Annotated in this window: 17 protein-coding genes and 1 tRNA gene; 5 read left to right on the top strand and 13 right to left on the bottom strand. The window is 43.6% G+C overall.

Going from position 1 to position 17129, the window contains the following annotated elements; translation table 11 throughout:
- Positions 1–123: 123 nt before the first annotated feature.
- Positions 124–342: a hypothetical protein gene (locus CLV25_RS15070; RefSeq protein ID WP_131840497.1), complete on the bottom strand. Its 219-nt coding sequence runs from the start codon at positions 340–342 to the stop codon at positions 124–126.
- A 270-nt stretch (positions 343–612) separates the two neighbouring features.
- On the opposite strand from CLV25_RS15070, the gene CLV25_RS15065 reads away from it, so the two are divergent.
- Positions 613–978, top strand: a complete 366-nt coding sequence (locus tag CLV25_RS15065) for a diacylglycerol kinase family protein (protein WP_165877107.1) — start codon at positions 613–615, stop codon at positions 976–978.
- Between the two features lie 56 nt (positions 979–1034).
- Here CLV25_RS15065 and CLV25_RS15060 read toward each other — a convergent pair whose 3' ends face one another.
- The 11 genes from CLV25_RS15060 to CLV25_RS15010 all read right to left on the bottom strand — a co-directional run bounded on the left by CLV25_RS15060 (position 1035) and on the right by CLV25_RS15010 (position 13394).
- Positions 1035–1484 (bottom strand): hypothetical protein, encoded by a 450-nt coding sequence (locus CLV25_RS15060; protein WP_131840495.1) that lies wholly within the window; start codon positions 1482–1484, stop codon positions 1035–1037.
- Between the two features lie 4 nt (positions 1485–1488).
- Positions 1489–2418, bottom strand: a complete 930-nt coding sequence (locus CLV25_RS15055) for a hypothetical protein (RefSeq protein ID WP_131840494.1) — start codon at positions 2416–2418, stop codon at positions 1489–1491.
- Positions 2418–5510 carry an ATP-binding cassette domain-containing protein gene (locus tag CLV25_RS15050; RefSeq protein WP_131840493.1) on the bottom strand — a complete coding sequence of 1031 codons (3093 nt, stop codon included), beginning with the start codon at positions 5508–5510 and terminating at the stop codon, positions 2418–2420. The genes CLV25_RS15055 and CLV25_RS15050 overlap by 1 nt, the downstream gene beginning before the upstream one ends.
- Positions 5511–5546: 36 nt before the next feature.
- A complete protein-coding gene (locus tag CLV25_RS15045; RefSeq protein WP_131840492.1) occupies positions 5547–5927 on the bottom strand; it encodes a DUF1987 domain-containing protein in 381 nt (126 codons plus the stop codon).
- A 26-nt stretch (positions 5928–5953) separates the two neighbouring features.
- Positions 5954–6526 (bottom strand): SiaB family protein kinase, encoded by a 573-nt coding sequence (locus CLV25_RS15040; RefSeq protein ID WP_131840491.1) that lies wholly within the window; start codon positions 6524–6526, stop codon positions 5954–5956.
- A gap of 26 nt (positions 6527–6552) precedes the next feature.
- Entirely contained in the window at positions 6553–9153 is a 2601-nt protein-coding gene (locus tag CLV25_RS15035) for a PAS domain S-box protein (RefSeq protein WP_131840490.1), read from the bottom strand.
- A gap of 2 nt (positions 9154–9155) precedes the next feature.
- On the bottom strand, positions 9156–9911 hold the full coding sequence (locus CLV25_RS15030; RefSeq protein ID WP_131840489.1) for a GAF domain-containing protein: 756 nt from the start codon (positions 9909–9911) through the stop codon (positions 9156–9158).
- 6 nt (positions 9912–9917) lie between these two features.
- A complete protein-coding gene (locus tag CLV25_RS15025; protein WP_131840488.1) occupies positions 9918–10475 on the bottom strand; it encodes a chemotaxis protein CheB in 558 nt (185 codons plus the stop codon).
- Positions 10476–10478: 3 nt separating this feature from the next.
- Entirely contained in the window at positions 10479–11309 is an 831-nt protein-coding gene (locus CLV25_RS15020) for a CheR family methyltransferase (RefSeq protein WP_131840487.1), read from the bottom strand.
- A gap of 9 nt (positions 11310–11318) precedes the next feature.
- Positions 11319–12158, bottom strand: a complete 840-nt coding sequence (locus CLV25_RS15015) for a CheR family methyltransferase (protein WP_131840486.1) — start codon at positions 12156–12158, stop codon at positions 11319–11321.
- A gap of 183 nt (positions 12159–12341) precedes the next feature.
- Positions 12342–13394, bottom strand: a complete 1053-nt coding sequence (locus tag CLV25_RS15010; RefSeq protein WP_131840485.1) for an endonuclease/exonuclease/phosphatase family protein — start codon at positions 13392–13394, stop codon at positions 12342–12344.
- A 153-nt stretch (positions 13395–13547) separates the two neighbouring features.
- On the opposite strand from CLV25_RS15010, the gene CLV25_RS15005 reads away from it, so the two are divergent.
- Entirely contained in the window at positions 13548–14231 is a 684-nt protein-coding gene (locus CLV25_RS15005) for a phosphoribosylformylglycinamidine synthase subunit PurQ (RefSeq protein WP_131840484.1), read from the top strand.
- Here CLV25_RS15005 and CLV25_RS15000 read toward each other — a convergent pair.
- Positions 14228–15319: a lysylphosphatidylglycerol synthase transmembrane domain-containing protein gene (locus CLV25_RS15000; protein ID WP_131840483.1), complete on the bottom strand. Its 1092-nt coding sequence runs from the start codon at positions 15317–15319 to the stop codon at positions 14228–14230. The genes CLV25_RS15005 and CLV25_RS15000 overlap by 4 nt on opposite strands.
- 73 nt (positions 15320–15392) lie before the next feature.
- Between CLV25_RS15000 and CLV25_RS14995 the strand changes: the two genes are divergently transcribed.
- The 3 genes from CLV25_RS14995 to CLV25_RS14985 all read left to right on the top strand — a co-directional run bounded on the left by CLV25_RS14995 (position 15393) and on the right by CLV25_RS14985 (position 17107).
- On the top strand, positions 15393–16319 hold the full coding sequence (locus tag CLV25_RS14995; RefSeq protein ID WP_131840482.1) for a DMT family transporter: 927 nt from the start codon (positions 15393–15395) through the stop codon (positions 16317–16319).
- Between the two features lie 23 nt (positions 16320–16342).
- Positions 16343–16960, top strand: coding sequence for a nitroreductase family protein (locus tag CLV25_RS14990; RefSeq protein ID WP_131840481.1), 618 nt, complete (start codon positions 16343–16345; stop codon positions 16958–16960).
- 74 nt (positions 16961–17034) lie between these two features.
- Positions 17035–17107, top strand: a tRNA-Gly gene (locus CLV25_RS14985).
- Positions 17108–17129: the final 22 nt, after the last annotated feature.

Raw genomic sequence — 17129 nt, 5'->3', positions numbered from 1 at the left:
ACAATCGGTTTACCGCATAAATTTGAGGGCTGCAGCAATGCAGCCCTTTTTTGTTTCCTTATTGTAAAAAAGCACGTAGAAGATGGTTTTCTACGTGCTTTATGTTCTTTTTCTTGCTTACGGCTATCCTTGAAGCTTGGCAAGTTGGGCTTTAAGCCTGTTAATTTCAGCTTCCTTTTTGCTGTTTCTAATGGTTACAATTTCATCGGCTAGCCTGTCTAAATCTTCGAATGATTCGAGCTTGTTAATAAGTGAAATGATAAGTTCTACAGGCGTTTGACGGGGCTTTCTTCCTCTCTTGCCTTTTACCTTTTCAACTGGTTTTTTTGCTTGTGTATCCATTTTGTCGAAGTATTAATTGTCTTTTTTGTAAATATAACAATCGAAATTTAATTAAGGTTTATTTATTGAATAAAAATGAGTATTGGTCTTGAAAATATTTGTTTGATATTACTTCTATTTATCGGATACAATAATACTTATTTGTTGGTTTTTTAGTTGACTTTTAGTTCGTATAGTGCGAATTTTACTCTATGCTTTGTGGCTTTTATTTGTTAGCGAAAACACGTCAAACGTTTTAATAAACAATTGTTAGTTGCTATGAATACTTCTATGAAAAAGCTTTCGGTACGATCTAGGTATAGGACCTTAAAACTCGGTTTTGAAGGTGTTGCAAACCTCATTGAATTTGAACCTAATGCGTGGTTCGATATTGCTGCTGCTATAGTTGTTGTAATTGCTGGAATTGAATTTGAACTTACTAGCGTGGAATGGGTTTTTGTTGTTTTTGCAATAGGCTTTGTGCTTTCTACAGTTGCTGCTAGTATTTCTATTGAGTTTTTGGCGAGTGCACCGAATATGGCTGATGCTCCTTTTATAGACGTGGCTAAGAGCCTAGGAGCCGCTTCTGTTCTTATTGCCAATTTTACAGCTTTTGTTGTGGGCTTAATTGTTTTTACTCCAAAGCTGTTCTTTTAAAAAGTAAAAGAGGGATTTCGAATAGAAATCCCTCTTCTTTTATCTTATTGCAAGTGTCAGAGTATTCTTACTACGTAAAGGCCTAAGACTGCATTACCCGCCATTCCATCCTTAAACTCACAAAATATGTGATAGGGGCCTGTTTTTGTACAATTAAAGTCAATGACATCCATTACCGTATCGGTGTTTTCTTGGTAACTATTCAAAACGACTTTTCCATTGTCGTAAAGCTTAAATATGCCCTGACCGGGGAAATCCCTAGAGCTTACTATTACAAATCGGTACTGAACGTTTTTGGTAAGAACCACGGTAAATTTGCTTTGAGGAGCTGGCGTGCCTTCAAGAAGCTTAATCTTGTAGTCCTTCTCGTAGGTCACCTTGCAGGCCTTGTTGGCTTTTTTTCCGTTTATTTCAAGCAGCTGTTCTTCTGATTGTGCAAACACCTTGTTTGTACCTAATAGGCAGAAAACAAAACCAAAGATTATAAATAGAAGTATCTTTTTCATAGTGCTATTCCCCCAATAGTTTACTTCGTACCTTTTGGATACGGGCTGTGATTTCGTTAATCTGCTTGGTGGTTATATTTATAACCGTTTTGTCGTGCTGGATAACGGTATAAATGCCGTTAATCTCCTTATATTCTGGCTCTCCTTCTTGGACTGTTATTGTAACATTCTTGTAAGGCTCGTTGATGTACTCAAGGTACTTTTTCATCTCCGCCATTTCGGGATGGTAGGTGTAGCCGTTCAAAACCTTGATGAGTAGCGCAATTAGGTTTTTTTGGTCTCCTATTGCTTCTTTAAGACGACTTTTTTGGTTAAGCCTATAAAATTGAGTTACGTAGTGCATTCCTTCTATCCAAACGCCCGTTACAATAGCAGCGCTTAGGCTACTTCGTTGGGTTTTGCGTAGATACTCGTCTATTCGGTTCATGCTTTTGCGCGAGATGAATATTAACGAGTCTATATTGTCGTTGTTGGATGCAAGTCTTTTAAGTGTGCTGTAGTCAAAAAATTGACCAACTTTGAGCTCATCCGCAAGGCCCTTTACGGTTGAGATGTAGCTAAGAACATGAGATGTTTTACCATAGAAGTTCAGATAACCTAGGTCGGCACCATAGATGCCAAGTGCGGCTGCCTGCGAGTAGCTACTATTGAAGCGGTCTACATCGTCGTTCGAAGCCAGAAGCGTGCTGTTAAATGGAATTCCCAAACTTTTTAGCAGGGCAATAGTTTCAATAGGAGATCCTAGGTTATCAACCATATGGTCTACCATATCTTTTGTTTGGTCTAACGCCTGTTCTCCGTTAGTTGTATCTGTAGATACGAGAGAGTCGGGCATTTCGAACTCATTTTTTGCTTTTTTTGCTGTATCCGACATGCAAGAGTAGAGCAAAACGGTAAGCGCAAGGAGAAAACCGACTCTTTTGATTATTCCCATTAATTTTCGGCTTTACTTTTGGGTTTTAACAATGCTAGTCTATATGGGAACGAAAATAGCAATTTTTTCAGTAGTTCAAAGTAAAGGGCTATAAAAAGAAGAATCGACATCAGCCATATCATGGCAACGTTAAACCAGTAGGTGTCTATGTAGTTACCTGCAAAATACTTTTGGGGGGCCAAAAAGTGCGAACGGAAATCGAAGAATCCTTTAGGAGAAGGATCTTTGAAAATAGGTTCGTACTGTTGAACGAGTTCATTGCCAAATTGTAGTATTTTATTCTTCTCGAAAGGTCGCTTTACTAAATCGCTAATGCTTTCGTTATGGTACTGTGCGCGAAGTTCGTTGTAAACCTTTTCGTTTTTGTTGACCATGAAGGAACGTAATGCCTCTTTTTTGCCGTTAAAACGTGCAAATGCTTTTCCATAGTAGCTTAGGAGTTGATCGGTGTAGCTGTAAGCCGCTTTGTTTATGGCTACGTTATACGTTGAAGGAGTGAACTGATCTAGATAAGCAAACCTAATTTCAGGAACTGCTATTTTCTCTAGAGCAAAGGCATGGCGTAGTACTGCAATGTTATCCTCTAGTACTTCTTTACTAGTTGCGGATGTTGGATTCTTTAGCGCTTCTCCATTTTGGTCGAGGCGCTTTTGTAGTTCTGGAAGGTAGGAAACTAGTTTGTAGTTGGCCTTGCTTTCTTCCTTATCTATGTCGTAGAAGTACTTTTCAAATTGGTTATCCTTAAACTGAGATACGACAAGCGCTTCGTAGCCCCATTTGGTTGCCATAAGGTCGGCGATAATTGGAACACGATTGGTGCTGCTGATGCTGCGGTTCAGTTTTTCGAAGGTGAACATGGCGCCGCTAAGCATCATCATTGGAATCATCAACAATGGAATAACAATGTAAATGGTAACAACGGAGTTGAATGTTGCCGAGATGTTTAATCCGAGCAGGTTCGCGAATACGGCCGTTGAGAATAGTACTAGCCAGTAGGTAAAGTACATATCCTTTATCCCAAGGATGGAATTAGCAATCAGAACAAAAAGTATAGTTTGGATTGCCGATAACGAAAGCAGTATAAGCGTTTTAGAGAAAAGGTAGCTTAACCTGCTGAGGTTTAAGAACGATTCTCGTTTTAGTATCTTTTGGTCGCGGAAAATCTCTTCTGCACTCAAAGTTAGCCCAACGAATAGCGCTACGATGATGGACATGAAGATGAAAATCGGGATATTCTCGTTATCCTTAAAAATGTATATGTCCGATTTTGGGTTGGCTATATAGCGGGTTACGTATGCAAGAATAAAGGCGAGAATTGGCATCTCGAGCAAGTTAAGCATCACATACTGGATGTTGCTAATCTTACTACGGAAGTCTCGCATCGTGTAGATGAAGAACTGCTTTAACTTTGAAGGTATCTTTAGCGCCGATGGTGGTGCGTTTTTGATGGTTTCCACCTTTGGCATCTTGATGTTTTCCTTGTAGTGCTCTTCCCACTTTGGAGGCGATACCTTTCTAAGGGCTGTGTAGCGGCCAAATTCATCGACCACCTTTGCTTCTACAATGTTGAATATTAGCTCTGGATTTACATTGCCACAGGTTGGGCATTCCCCAACATCGCTATTGATTTGGGCGTCGAGACGCTTAAAGTACATTACTGCCTCTACTGGATTTCCCTGGTAGATGAGGTATCCTCCTGTATCGAGGATCAGCATGTTGTCGAACATTTTGTAGATATCCGACGATGGCTGGTGGATAACCACAAACACGAGCTTTCCTTTTAGGGCAAGCTCGCGCAGAAGGTCCATCACGTTTTCCGAGTCGCGCGACGAAAGTCCCGATGTCGGCTCATCAACAAATAGAATAGATGGCTCGCGGATAAGCTCCAGCGCAATGTTAAGGCGCTTGCGTTGGCCACCGCTAATCATTTTGTTTAGTGGGCTTCCAACCTTTAAGTCCTTTTGGTCAATGAGCCCAAGAAGAAGCAACGTTTTATCAACTAAATCGCGAACCTCTGTATCTGTTTTATCTTTAAAGCAAAGCTTCGCGTTGTAGTATAGGTTCTCGAAAACGGTAAGTTCCTCGATTAGCAGGTCGTCTTGTGGAATAAAGCCAATGATGCCTTTAAGCTCTTCGCTTTGCGAGTGAAGGTTTAGCCCGTTAATCAGCACCTCGCCTTCGGTGGGGTTTTCGATGCCCGAAAGCACGTTAAGGAGTGTGGTTTTACCTGCTCCACTGGCTCCCATAATGCCGATGAGTTTTCCCTGTTCCTCGGCAAACGAGATGCTGCGTAGTCCAAGGTTTCCGGTTTTAAATCGGTAGCTGATGTTGTTTACCTCGTATGAAAGAGGAGTGTAGTTCTCATCAGCCTTGAAGCGGGCAAGAACATCGGAGTAGTAAATGGGCTTTGCCTTTGGCAAACGTATAGTAGAACCGTTGGCAAAGAGGTATATGCGCTTGTTGTTGATCGGAAGACCATTGAGGAAGAGGTCGTCATGGCCGGTGTACTTCAGAAAGTAGAGCTCTACTGATTTGATCTGAAGTATGGCGATAATGCCCGATAGACCTTCGGAAAAGATTTGCTTGCCTTCCGTCTCTATCGTTCTGCTATGGACAGTGAGTACGTCAGGCAAGTCTAGTTTTTCGGCGGTGTTGTTTAGGACAAACTCCTCTATTCCCTTAAATTCTTCCTTCGAAAGGTTGAAAACTTCGGCGACGGTATTGATAATTGCCATGCGCTGTTCCGAGAAGCGACCCTCGGAGTTTACTAGCTCGAATAGACGAACGAGAACGACAATTTTTTGTCGCTGCGTAAGCGTTTTGTTAATCTTCTTACAGATTCCAAGAATGCGCACCGAATCTTTTACGGAGGTAAGTCTACTCTTTTTAGTTTCCTTTTCCTCTTCGCCATCGGTTGCTAGCAGTCCTGCATGCTGGTCGAAAAGAGTAAGATACTCCTTTACCGCATCCTCGTTGAGCTGCTGAACCAGAAAGTTTTCTACGTACTCTCGTTCCTTACGCTCTACCCCTTCGTCTTGTTTTACGATAAGGGCAAAAAGCTGCATCAGCGCTCTTAAGATTTCTTCGCTCATACTATCAAGTTATCGCCAGCCAGTTCTCAAATTGATTTATAGGGAATAAGCCTCCATTTCGAAAGGTACGTCTACGATATCGGCATACTCTTCGCCAGCTTCCTCCATATCCTCATCATCGTCGGGGTAGCACCAGCGGATGGTTACATCGGCACCGTCTTCCTTCATGTGCTCGAAGCGCATCAGGATGTCTAGAAGCAGCTTCGAAGAGGCTGTGTTGAAGTAAACCAGCTTGAAGGTGAAAACGGTTTTTGGATTAGGATTTTGGGCATACTCGTCGAGCCAGCTAAGAATTGGCTCGTAGAAAGCGCTCACGTCTTCTGGAAGCGAGCGTCCAGAGATTTCGAAAATCTCGTTGTTAGCATCCAGAATTACATTAGGAGTGTCGTCTGTTCCAAGTATTTTAATTGTTTCCATGTCGCAAAAATATGGTAAAATCTTTATTATTCTCTTGTTATGGTTGATGTTAGCACGAAAAAGTGGGTCAGGTCGTCAACAGGAAGAAGATGGTATTCGAGCTTATTTCCTGTTTTACGGGCAATGTCAATAAAGCCAAGTCCTGCACCTCCCTTTTCTGATAGGCTACCCTTTTGCATCTGCTCTTTATGAAGCGCTTTAAGGCCATCCTTATCCAACGAGTTGATATGGTCGAGCAGGGCAGTTAGCTCCGATATTTTGTCGTTTTCAACAATATTACCTGTTGTAACATTGTAGCTGTTTGAGCCTTTGCTAACCATAAAAAGTCCCCTAGAGGCAAAAATATCGTTCTCAAGGCCTGGGGCATCAGCATGCTTGCTAATGTTTTGGAGGCATTCTACCATCACGTGGAATACCTTTTTTTGTACAGAATTCGATTCCTCGTCCTTTAGCATGTTTGTTTCAGCCATAGTGGTAAAGGCCTTGGTAATCTGATGAGTTATTTCCCCCTCATATACAAGGGATATCTCATGAGCCTTCATCGACTTGTAAAAATCGTAGATGAATTCTATGTACCCCTTAATGTTCTTGTTGTCCATAGCTTGTTGTTATTACATGTGTCTAATTAAAACTCAATTCCAATTAGTAGTATATCGTCGATTTGCTTATTAGAACCCTTATATTCCATAAAGTCCTTATTGAATAGCACCTCGTACTCTGTCATGGTTAGGTCTGGGTTTGCCGTAATATGGTTTCTGATTCGAGCAGCCGAATACTTTTTGCCTTCTGCTCCTCCAACCTGATCGGGTAGTCCATCGGAGAAGATAAAGATCTTGTCGGATGGCTGTATGTTGATGGTATGGTTGGTAAACGGCATTTCTGCTTTTTTCATCGAAGGAATACCTCCAATTGCCCTTCGTTCTCCCTTAAACTCCTGAAGCTGGTTGTCGCGCAATAGGTATAGCGGACGGTGAGCTCCTGCAAATTCGAGGATATTATCCTTTAGGTTGATCTTGCATAGCGCAATATCCATTCCGTCGCGGGCATCTGCATCAACTCTATCCTGCTTAAGGGTCGTACGAACCTCGTTGTGCAGCGCATCCAGTACCTCGCCGGCGCTCATTGACCTGTCCTTATCTACGGTATTGTTAAGAATGAAGTAGCCAATGAACGAGAGCAGCGCTCCGGGTACGCCGTGACCGGTACAGTCTACTGCAGCTACGTAAATGCTGTTATGATCTTTAACGAACATCCAGGGGAAGTCGCCGCTGACCACATCGCGTGGAAGGTAGAACATGAACGAGTTGGGAAGGAACTTGCGGAGCAACCTATTATCGGGAAGTATCGAACTTTGAATGCGTTGGGCATAGTTGATGCTTTCGGTAATGTTGCGGTTCTTTTCCTGAATCTCCATCTCGATGCGCTTCGACTCTGTGATATCGTGCGATACGAATAGAATGGTTTCAAGTTCGTTATCGTTAAATTCAGGAATCGCAACGATATGCATGATCGTCTTCCCGAAGTTGGATTCAAACGAAATCTCATCTTCCATCTTTTGCTTGGTTTCGCTGATGGTAGATATAGCTGTCGTAAAAAACTCTACCAACGAGTTGGGCAAGTTTGCCGAACTTATGGTTTGGTTCTGTATCTTTTTGGCATCGATATCGAAATACGACTTAACGGTTGGGTTGACGTAAAAAATCTGCCCCATAGTGCTAAGGCGCATGATAAGGTCGATAGAGTTTTCCGAAAGCGCCTGCATCTTACTCTTCATGCGCTCCTCTTTTTCGGCACGCTTGCGCTCGGTAATATCCTGCATGTTAAGAATAATACCGTTGATGGCAGGGTCGGAGATAAGGTTGCGGCCTGTAACCTCGAGGTAAATTTTGTCACCATTCTTCTTCATGAAGGTGTACTGAATGGTATAGCTTTGCTGAGGATTATACAGTAGGTTCTGAAAGAGTTCGTCGAGATGTTCTTCTCCCTTTTTGGTAAGGCGTTGCTTGTCCATACCGTCAATCATTTCCTCGGGGGTAAAGCCCAAGATTGATGTTACGGATGGGCTGATATAGGAAAGCGCCAAATCCTTGTTGTAGATAGAGATAACCTCTGAGGCATTTTCGAGCAGCGAGTGAAGCTTCTTTTGCACGTTTTCTACCTCGTTGATTTGCATTTCGAGGCGAGTATTCGTATTCTCGAGTTCCTCTTGGGTTGCCATCATTTCTTCTGCATTTTGACGCAACTCTTCCTCGTTTTCGCGCAGCTCTTCGGTCATTTGCTGCGACTCGAGAAGCAACCTTTCGGTGCGCTCGTTTACGCTGATGTTGAATATGGTACGGGCAATAATCTCTGCAAGATCCTTGAAAAAGCGAATCGTAAGCGGCGGTATCTCAGATATCGATGCAAACTCTAATATCCCATAAAGTTTCTCATCGGTAATAAGAGGAATGATGATTAGCTCTTGTGGCTTCTGATCGCCAAGAATACCAGAGGTTATGGTAAAGTAATCATCAGGTATCTCTGTTCTATAAATAATATCCTTTTCGTAGGCGCACTGACCAATAAGTCCTTCGCCAATTCTAAATTCTTGGTTGACGTACTTACGGCGGTTGTATGCGTATGAAGCTAGATTTACGATAGCTTTACGTTCTTCGTCGTAGAAGTAGAAGGACCCTTGTACAACCTTTGAGTACTTTACAAGGCAGACAAGTACCTCGTACGCCAGTACGTCGAGCTTATTATGGATACGTAGGATGTTTGAAATGGCCTCTTTCCCTTCCGCAATCCAAGCCTCTTCGGCTTCCTTGTTGTTATTCTTAAGGAGGTTGTCGCGCATTAGAATCAGCGACTTCGCAAGAACATCCTTTTCGTTGCTTTCGATATCAATGGCAAAGTTCCCTTCTCCAATTTGCTTGGCAAAGATGGCGTTTCGGTTAATTGTATCCTTCTTTTCTGTTAGCTCATCCTCCAGTTCTGAAATCTTTTCCTTATGCTCTTTCAAAAAAAGAAGAATAGCACTGGCAAAAATAAAGGGAACAAGATCGAGAAGCCAAATGACGGGTATCTCGCTGTGAATCTTTGCTATGGATGCAAATGTTGTGGGGTAACTTTTGCTAGCAATTGCTAGCATCCACGCAACCAACGGAAAAAACATAAGCGCAGTGGAGTAAGTCGCAAAGCGCTTCTTGTTCCTTGTTATTACTAGTATTTTTGAATTCTCCTCCATTACTATGCAAGTTGTTTTTGGGAAAGCTTTTCTCCAATAGTTTCGCAAAAGATTCCGATGATCTCAAGTTTTTGGGTTGTAGGCTTTGCAAGGAAAGCAAGCTCTAGTAGGGCAACAGTCTTCTTGTTGTGCACTATTGGGTATAGCGAAAGGGCACGTGGGCTAGATTTTCCTAATCCCGAAACGACAGTGACATAGTTTTCGGGTATTGATTCCAGCAGTACTGGTTGCTGATCTTTTGCTGCTTGACCGTTTATGCCTTCGCCAATTTTGAAGCCGTCGAGTTCTCGCTCGGAGTAGTATGCGTACTTCGATGTGGGCTTAAAGTAACCCTTATTTTGCTTATCAGCTACGTAAAAGAGCCCATGAGCAAATGATACTTCTTTAGCTAGCTTCATGAGGATTTCCTCCGATACTGCTTCTATGCCTGCTTCAAGATTTAGCGTTTGCACGATTCTTTGGGCGATTTCTTTGGTCGATGCTGCACTAGACTCTTTCGCTGTTTTTGTTTCAACCTGCTTTACGCTAGCATTAAGAGAATTGCTAAGGGTTTCGATTCTCTCGGAGAGCTTTTTGATCTGATCTTTTTGAAATTGAAATCGTGCAAAAAGGATGATGCCGGATAGAAGCGACAATGCCAAACATATATATCCATACCAAGGGGTAGTTCCCTCGATCAAGGCGTTTTGGATAAAGGCAAAAGCAGCGAATCCAAATAGCAACAATCCAGCCACAAGTATATTTGCCGCAATTTTCATAGTTATCTATTTATACTTCAGCAAAAGCTGAATTATTTGGTTTGTACTAAGTACCATATCTGCCTTGGTAAGTTTGAGCGACGCTTCCGTCATCGTGCTTACCTGACATTCTTTTGGATCTTGAACAACGCAGGTTCCTCCAAAATCTTTTATGCGCTTTAGTCCGTAGGCCCCATCTTTGTTTGCACCCGAGAGAATAATGCCCAAAAGCTTATTTCTGTAGGTTTGCGCAGCGCTGATAAACGACAAGTCTATCGATGGACGTGAGTGGTTAACTGGCTCTTCCGTCGATAGAGCAATTCTATTGCCTAGGTCGATATACATGTGATAGTTGGCAGGAGCCAGATATGCTCTTCCTGGCTTTATAGCCTCCTTATCCTCAGGCTCTATAATAGGTATCCCCGACTTTATGGAGAGCGCCTCTACGAAGCCCGACCGTACATGTTTTAGCCTGTGCAGGCAAAGAATAATGGGTAGGGGGTAGTTTGCAGGTAGAGCATGAAGAATCTTCGTTATTACCTGAAAGCTTCCAGCCGATCCGCCAATTATTATTGCTTTATACATAGGCTATCCATTTTTCTTTTTATAAACCTTTTCTGAACTGTTCAAGTTGATAAAGCTGCTTCCACAACCAAGATGCTCTAGGTTCTCTTTTATACCAATAGCCAAAAATCCACCTGTATTTAGGTTGTCTCTTAGGTTGCTGATAACCTTCTCTTCTTGGCTAATATTCATATATATAAGCTGATTCCTGAAGAGTATAAGGTTACACCCCGGAACCGAGCTATCAAAATTAGCATTTTGTCTTACAAATACTACATCTCGAATCAACTCTGTTTTAAATAATAGAGAGCCGTCTGCTGCGGGCTTAAAGTAGTTCCCGAATATGGTTTTTCCTTGAAAGCGTTGGTAGTTTGCCTCGTTCATTTCCATCTTTTTAGGGTCAACCTTCCCTTCTTTGATGTTTTTTGTTACAAGTTCTGAGTAGGTTGAGGCAAAAATTTTTGTTCGGCTAAGGAGTTCCATTTCTTTTAAGGTAATAGCAAGCGAGTATAGCTCCTCTCCGCTATCCCACGATGGGATCCATATCTTGATTGGCGATATGCTTTTGGAGAGCTCGGGTAGAATGGTTTCTTTGAGGTATCTCCATAGCGATGGATCTCGGAACATCTCTGTTGTTGATGGAACAAAATCGGCTAGAAACTGGTTAAAGTAAGATTTGTCCAGATCTAGTTTTCGCATTATAGCTTCGGTATCTCGTATCCCGTGGAGTTGAAGTATGTGCTCCAATCTTCGCTTTAGAAATGTTATAGAGTAGTCCCTAAAGTCATGCTCGTGCTTTTCGAGTATGAGCTTAAAAACGTTGCGAGTTTCAACTATACCTATTTCTGCTGCCATAGCATTTGCTTATTTCTTTGTGTAGAATGATCCATTCTTTTCGAACCGGGGAGCCCAAGGTCCAAGAATTGCTTCGTGTGCACCAAGAATTAGGCATCCTTTTGGGTAAAGGTTCTGATGGAATAGGTTAAACACGTTGTTCTGCAGCTTATTGTTGAAGTAAATAATTACATTCCTACAGAATACAATGTCGAACTTGGCGTAAACAAAGGTTCCGTCCTTTACCAAATCATGCTTCCTAAAAAAGGGGATCTCGGTATACTCCTTTTTTATGGAAAGAATATCTTTAGCCTTATCTATTACGAAATACTTTTCGTAGGAAACATCGTAAACCTCGTCGTAGTTAAAAGGGTTGTGCTTCATAACCTGATCGAAGTTGTCGAGGTAGCTTATATTGAAGCGATACTTGTACTGTCCTTTACGGGCAACATCAAGCACATCATTGTTGATGTCGGTTGCTACAATTTTTGCTTTGTCAAGCAGGCCCATCTCGTTTAGCAAGATGATCATCGAGTAAACTTCTTGACCGGTAGAGCATCCTGCGTGCCAAATGTTTATTGTTTTATTTGCTTTAAAACGGGGTAGTATGCGATGCCTTAGGGTTTGCCACATTTGTGGGTCGCGGAAAAGTTCTGTGGTATTTACGGTAATATCCTTTAGAACCTTTTCGGCGAAAAGCCTGTCTTGCTTGATGTTCCCAATAAAGGTGCCAAAGGGGAGCCTAGAGTCATCTAGGACCTTCTGTAGCCTTCTCTTCAGCGATTTATCAGAATAATCGCTGAGGTCGTATCCTCCACTATCCCTTAAAGTCCTTATGAAACATCCTAGTTCTTCGTCTGTTACATTCATAGCTTCATCCTATTCCAAACAGCCATTAGAGGCGATTGCTACCCCTTCATTATCCGAGATAAAAGTAGCTATTAGTTTTTTAAATCAAACTAGCTCGCTGTAATTTAAGAGTTTTGTTAGCTTACGGTAAGCTTTTCTTTACGCGTCTTTTATGGTCGGTAATGGTTGTCTTTTGATTCAAAATTAAGGTTGCTTGAGTACAAATGTGGCCCGCACCGGCTGATGGTCGGAGTAGGTAAATCCATCGCGTAGTACTCGTACGCTTAGGGTTTCGATGTTGGGCGAAAGTAAGAAGAAATCTATCGTTGTTGTCATGGTTTTTCCTTGTTGGTAGGGCTTGTTTAGGAAACGGTTCGAATCGGTTCCTTTATCCCATGCAAGATGCCATCCTTTTGGAAAGTAGCCTTCGGGGATTTGGCCAGGTGTGAAATGTTTTAAGGCTTCCTTATCTACGTTTTTCTGGAGGTAACCTGTTGGATTTTGGTTCCAGTCACCACCTACGATAATCCAATTGCCTTTTTGGTACTCTTTAAGAACAAAGCCGCGAAGCAAGTCCATCTCCATTTTTCGGAGGCTACCGTTATCGTAAGCCGAGTTGTGGGTGTTTACAATAACCAACTCTTTCCCTGATTTTGTGCTGATTCGGCTCTCCATGAAGCATCGTTTAGGCATAAAGAGCCCTTCGGGCCATGGATGCCTATCGGGGTAGCTATGTCTTGCTACCTGTTGGGGGTTTGTTTGGGTTAGCGTTAAGATTCCGGAGTTTACCCTACCTAGTGGGCTTGATATTGGAGCAGGAATGAGATCGGCAACGTAATTGGCTGCAAAGTAGTGCTGGTAGTCGGGCATGTTGGCTTTCATTTCTTCCACTTGGTTGATGTTGTAGCTACGCTTCGAATTAATGTCAATCTCCTGAAGAAGGATGCAATCGGCATCGTTATTTGCGGTAAGGGTTCTTACAATCTCTTTAAGGTTGCTAAGGGTAATGGGCTTGCTGGTACGCATCCTTGTTCCTCCATCGTAAAAGAAGTCCATGTCCTTTCCTAATCCGCAGTAGCCAATGTTCCATGTGAGAATGGTGATGGTATCCTTGTCGAAGGTGCTTTGCGAGCTGCTGCTAAAAATAACCTCCTTGGGCTTATAGGTGGGCAATGTTTTTTCCGAGTAGTATAAAAACGAACCAAAAAGCAGTAATGTTACTGCTACAATAAGTAGTATGTACTTGAAAATCTTCATAAAGCCAGTAGTGCGTGTGCCAGAATTCCCTTTTTGTTAAATAAACTCATTTTAGTTTGTAAAATCAAAAGATAAAAAGTTAAAAAAATGGCGCTGTAAAAACATTCTGCTATATTTGATAGAATGCTACTTAACCTGATTATATCTAAATAGATGAAAATAGGGATTGTTAATATTCCTGGAATGGATGTGAGCCTTGTTCAGATTTTAAGAGAACATTTTCATAATAGCGCAGAAATAGTTGATTTAGGCAATACGGAGCAATGGAAATACGACCTAGTTATGGTTCCGCCAAGCACGCTCTACAGCGATAGCGAAGAGCTAAAGCGAAGAATAGAACAGAGTTCGCTATATACTAGCCTTTCGGAGTACTCTGATCAGGGTGGTTTTATTGTTGGGATTCAAAGCGGCTTTCAGATTCTTTGTGCGGCAGGATTGCTCGAGGGGGGATTTGTGCGTACTTCTCGTACCAGTTTGGTGAATGCTATGGTAGACGTAAAGTCTGAATTTAAGCGGTCGCCGCTAACCTATTTGGTCGATTTCGATAAGCCGCTTCGGCTGTACCTGTCGCATGCGCTCGGCTACTACCGTCTTAGTGACGAGTCAGTTCGTAGGCTTCAGCAGAAGGGGCAGATACTATTACGCTACTGCGACGAGCGCGGCTATGTGTCGAAAGAGAGCAATCCTGATGGATCGACCAGCAGCATTGCCGCGATTTGTAATGCGCAGCGAAATGTTTTTGGCATTACCCCTAATCCTGCTGTAAAGAGCTTCTTTCAGCACCATCTCGATGGCCTTGAGCTGATGGACTCCTTTTTTAAGATGATTACCCGCTAGATGTGTGGGCTGTGGTGGTGAGGTTGTTTCCGGAAGTGGAATTTATGCCTAATCCATCGTGGTACGATTAGTGCTCCTATGATTAGGTAAGGGTAGTAGCTAATCAGCCTCCAGATGAAGGCAAAGGCTACCGAAAGCCCCTTCTGCAAGTCGGCTGCAACGGGTATCAGATCGCCCAAAAATACGGTAAAGAGGTACTCGGCAAAGCCGCTACCGCCCGGAGTTGGCGTTACCAGCATCATGATCCACATTACCATTTGGCGTGCGAAGATGAGCAGCTGGTCGTGCATGGTGAAGAATGCTAGAAGTAGGGCGTTAACTACCAGATAGCGCGATGTCCACGAAAAGCAGGTTGCCCCAAATGTCTTTATCCAAAACGAAGCCGGGCGCGAGCGTAGGTTCTTGCTCGACATTACGATCTCGCTGGCAACCTTTGTCATGCTATACCTCCACTTTCGAAGATAGCGGATGCTAAATATGTTTACGATAAGCCACTTTAGCCCCTTAGGATTGTAAAATAGGCCGTAGCTGAGCACGAGCGTATAGGCGAGCTTTATGAAGTACCCAACTAGGGCAATGGTGTATAAGCTCTGGACCAAACTCGAAGAGCCTTGCACGTTGAAAAGCTCCATCCTTCCAAATATAAGAAAGACAATAGGTGCTGCAACAAGGAAGTAGAGCTCGTCGAGGAAGGAGGTGGCCATTACGATGGCGCTGCTCTTACCAATGGACAGTCCCTCCTTATGAACGAAAAGTATGGCGATGCTGGTACCCCCTACGGCCGAAGGGGTAACCGCCGAAGTAAACTCCCAGAGCATGACAATCCGAAACGCCTGACGCCAGCTAATGTGGTTGTCGGCTAGTAGGCGAATTCGAATCATGTAGCCGATATCCCGAAAGGCCATAAGAACGAGCGCTAAGGTTAGCCAAAAGGCAGAGCTTGCTGTGAAGGATATGGCGGCAAAGGCTTTGGGGTTAAACTCTGCATAAACCATGTAGCCAATTACGCCGAATCCTATTATGATGGGGTAAATTATATTCGAAGTCTTAACTTTGCCAACCACATTTTTTTTAATCTCTTGGCTCATCTGTCTGTTGAATTTTTCCAAATGTAGGGAAATTCGGTGAAACCGGAGGTTCTTTTTTAACTAAGAATGGAAGATGTTGAACGGAAGGTCTGTTAAGTTTTGGGCAGTTACTGCAATTGTGGGGGCTAACCTAATATGGGGGGTCAACTACGTTGTGTCGAAGATGGTGGTAAAGGTGTACATCGATCCGGTTACGCTAACCATGTACCGCATTCTTGTTGCGGCTGCGCTGATGTGGCTGGTGTCGCTTTTCTACCAGTCGGAAAGGGTGGAGAAGCGCGATCTGCTTCGGCTCTTTTTGGCGGCTCTTTTTGGCGTAACCTTAAACCAATCGTTGTTTATCCACGGAATTGCCCGAACAACCCCGATTGATGCCGCCATTATCGTAACCCTTGGCCCAATACTGGTGCTGCTGCTCTCCTCGCTTCTGCTGAACGATCGGATTACGGCATCGAAGGTTGTGGGGATCGTTATTGGAGCGGCAGGGGCCATATCGCTGGTAACCTACAGCGGAACGGCAAGCTTTGGAAGGGAGCATCTGCTCGGAAATATCATGATACTAGGCAACGCAACGTTCTATGCGCTGTACCTGGTTACGGTTAAGCCCCTCATGTCGAAGTACACCTCGCTAACGGTTATCAAGTGGGTCTTCCTTTTTGGTACGGTGCAGATGCTGCCCATCGGACTTAAGCCCATGCTGGAGTACAACCTATTCGCCCAACCGTTCAACGCCATTGTCGATATCGCCTTTATTGTGGTTGGTGCTACCTTTTTGGCCTACCTGTTTACCTCCTTTGCCCTTACCCATATTAAGGCCACCACGGTTAGCATCTTTGCCTACACGCAGCCGGCTATAGCCGCCGTTTTCGCCCTCTTTCTTGGGGTTGACTCGCTGGGCTGGGTAAAGGTCGTATCCATGCTTCTCGTTTGCCTTGGGGTGTACATCGCCAGCCGTCCTACCATTGCTAATCCTATTGCGTTATTTGCCAAGAAGCCTTAACTTGAGCAGAAAAAACGCGTGCTATGGATTTTATTGATGTTGCCCAAAAGCGTACGAGCGTTCGCTCGTATACCGACGAAGGGATTGCTAGGGATACCCTTCGCGAAATATGCCGCATTGGCGGGCTTGCCCCAAGTGTCAATAACTTTCAGCCTTGGCGATTTGTGGCCATGACCAGCAGGGAGAAAATGTCGGAGATTGCCGCTGTTGTGGCCCAAAAGATAGAGGCGCTACCCGAAAAGAACTGCGAGGTGGGCGAGCAGATCAAGAAGCAGGTGGAGTACTTCTCGACCTTCTTTGAGAAAGCCCCTGCCGTTATCTTCGTATTTTCGTCGCCCTACGAGTCGGTGCTCGAGCAGGGCGTTACCCTTACGCACGACGAGGTAAACCGCATGCGAGCCTATCCCGACATGCAGAGCATCGGCGCCTGCGTACAAAATATGCTTCTAGCGGCGGTAAACATGGGGTTGGGCGCCTGTTGGATGTCGTCGCCGCTAATTGCCAAGCAGGAAATCGCAAAAATGCTCAATGTCGACTCTAATTGCGAACTGGTTGCTATGGTGGTGGTTGGGTACGCCAGCCACGATTTCCCTCCAAAGCAGAAGAAGGAAATTGACACTATTTTTGAATTTGTCTCCTGATGAAATTTGCAGATACCGATTTTATAGCTACTTTTGCATCGTCTTAGAAAAACAACGGCACTCTAAGACGATACGCGGAAATAGCTCAGTTGGTAGAGCACAACCTTGCCAAGGTTGGGGTCGCGAGTTCGAGTCTCGTTTTCCGCTCTAAGGACTACCGAAAGGTGGT

Source organism: Acetobacteroides hydrogenigenes (assembly GCF_004340205.1).
Taxonomy (GTDB): Bacteria; Bacteroidota; Bacteroidia; order Bacteroidales; family ZOR0009; genus Acetobacteroides; species Acetobacteroides hydrogenigenes.
The sequence above is the reverse complement of the archived record's forward strand: the minus strand, read 5'-3'. Positions and strand labels throughout refer to the sequence as shown.

Bases quoted from the DNA above. Each gene is read 5' to 3' on its own strand.
- CLV25_RS15070 (WP_131840497.1), bottom strand. From the start codon at position 342: ATGGATACACAAGCAAAAAAACCAGTTGAAAAGGTAAAAGGCAAGAGA.
- CLV25_RS15065 (WP_165877107.1), top strand. From the start codon at position 613: ATGAAAAAGCTTTCGGTACGATCTAGGTATAGGACCTTAAAACTCGGT.
- CLV25_RS15060 (WP_131840495.1), bottom strand. From the start codon at position 1,484: ATGAAAAAGATACTTCTATTTATAATCTTTGGTTTTGTTTTCTGCCTA.
- CLV25_RS15055 (WP_131840494.1), bottom strand. From the start codon at position 2,418: ATGGGAATAATCAAAAGAGTCGGTTTTCTCCTTGCGCTTACCGTTTTG.
- CLV25_RS15050 (WP_131840493.1), bottom strand. From the start codon at position 5,510: ATGAGCGAAGAAATCTTAAGAGCGCTGATGCAGCTTTTTGCCCTTATC.
- CLV25_RS15045 (WP_131840492.1), bottom strand. From the start codon at position 5,927: ATGGAAACAATTAAAATACTTGGAACAGACGACACTCCTAATGTAATT.
- CLV25_RS15040 (WP_131840491.1), bottom strand. From the start codon at position 6,526: ATGGACAACAAGAACATTAAGGGGTACATAGAATTCATCTACGATTTT.
- CLV25_RS15035 (WP_131840490.1), bottom strand. From the start codon at position 9,153: ATGGAGGAGAATTCAAAAATACTAGTAATAACAAGGAACAAGAAGCGC.
- CLV25_RS15030 (WP_131840489.1), bottom strand. From the start codon at position 9,911: ATGAAAATTGCGGCAAATATACTTGTGGCTGGATTGTTGCTATTTGGA.
- CLV25_RS15025 (WP_131840488.1), bottom strand. From the start codon at position 10,475: ATGTATAAAGCAATAATAATTGGCGGATCGGCTGGAAGCTTTCAGGTA.
- CLV25_RS15020 (WP_131840487.1), bottom strand. From the start codon at position 11,309: ATGGCAGCAGAAATAGGTATAGTTGAAACTCGCAACGTTTTTAAGCTC.
- CLV25_RS15015 (WP_131840486.1), bottom strand. From the start codon at position 12,158: ATGAATGTAACAGACGAAGAACTAGGATGTTTCATAAGGACTTTAAGG.
- CLV25_RS15010 (WP_131840485.1), bottom strand. From the start codon at position 13,394: ATGAAGATTTTCAAGTACATACTACTTATTGTAGCAGTAACATTACTG.
- CLV25_RS15005 (WP_131840484.1), top strand. From the start codon at position 13,548: ATGAAAATAGGGATTGTTAATATTCCTGGAATGGATGTGAGCCTTGTT.
- CLV25_RS15000 (WP_131840483.1), bottom strand. From the start codon at position 15,319: ATGAGCCAAGAGATTAAAAAAAATGTGGTTGGCAAAGTTAAGACTTCG.
- CLV25_RS14995 (WP_131840482.1), top strand. From the start codon at position 15,393: ATGTTGAACGGAAGGTCTGTTAAGTTTTGGGCAGTTACTGCAATTGTG.
- CLV25_RS14990 (WP_131840481.1), top strand. From the start codon at position 16,343: ATGGATTTTATTGATGTTGCCCAAAAGCGTACGAGCGTTCGCTCGTAT.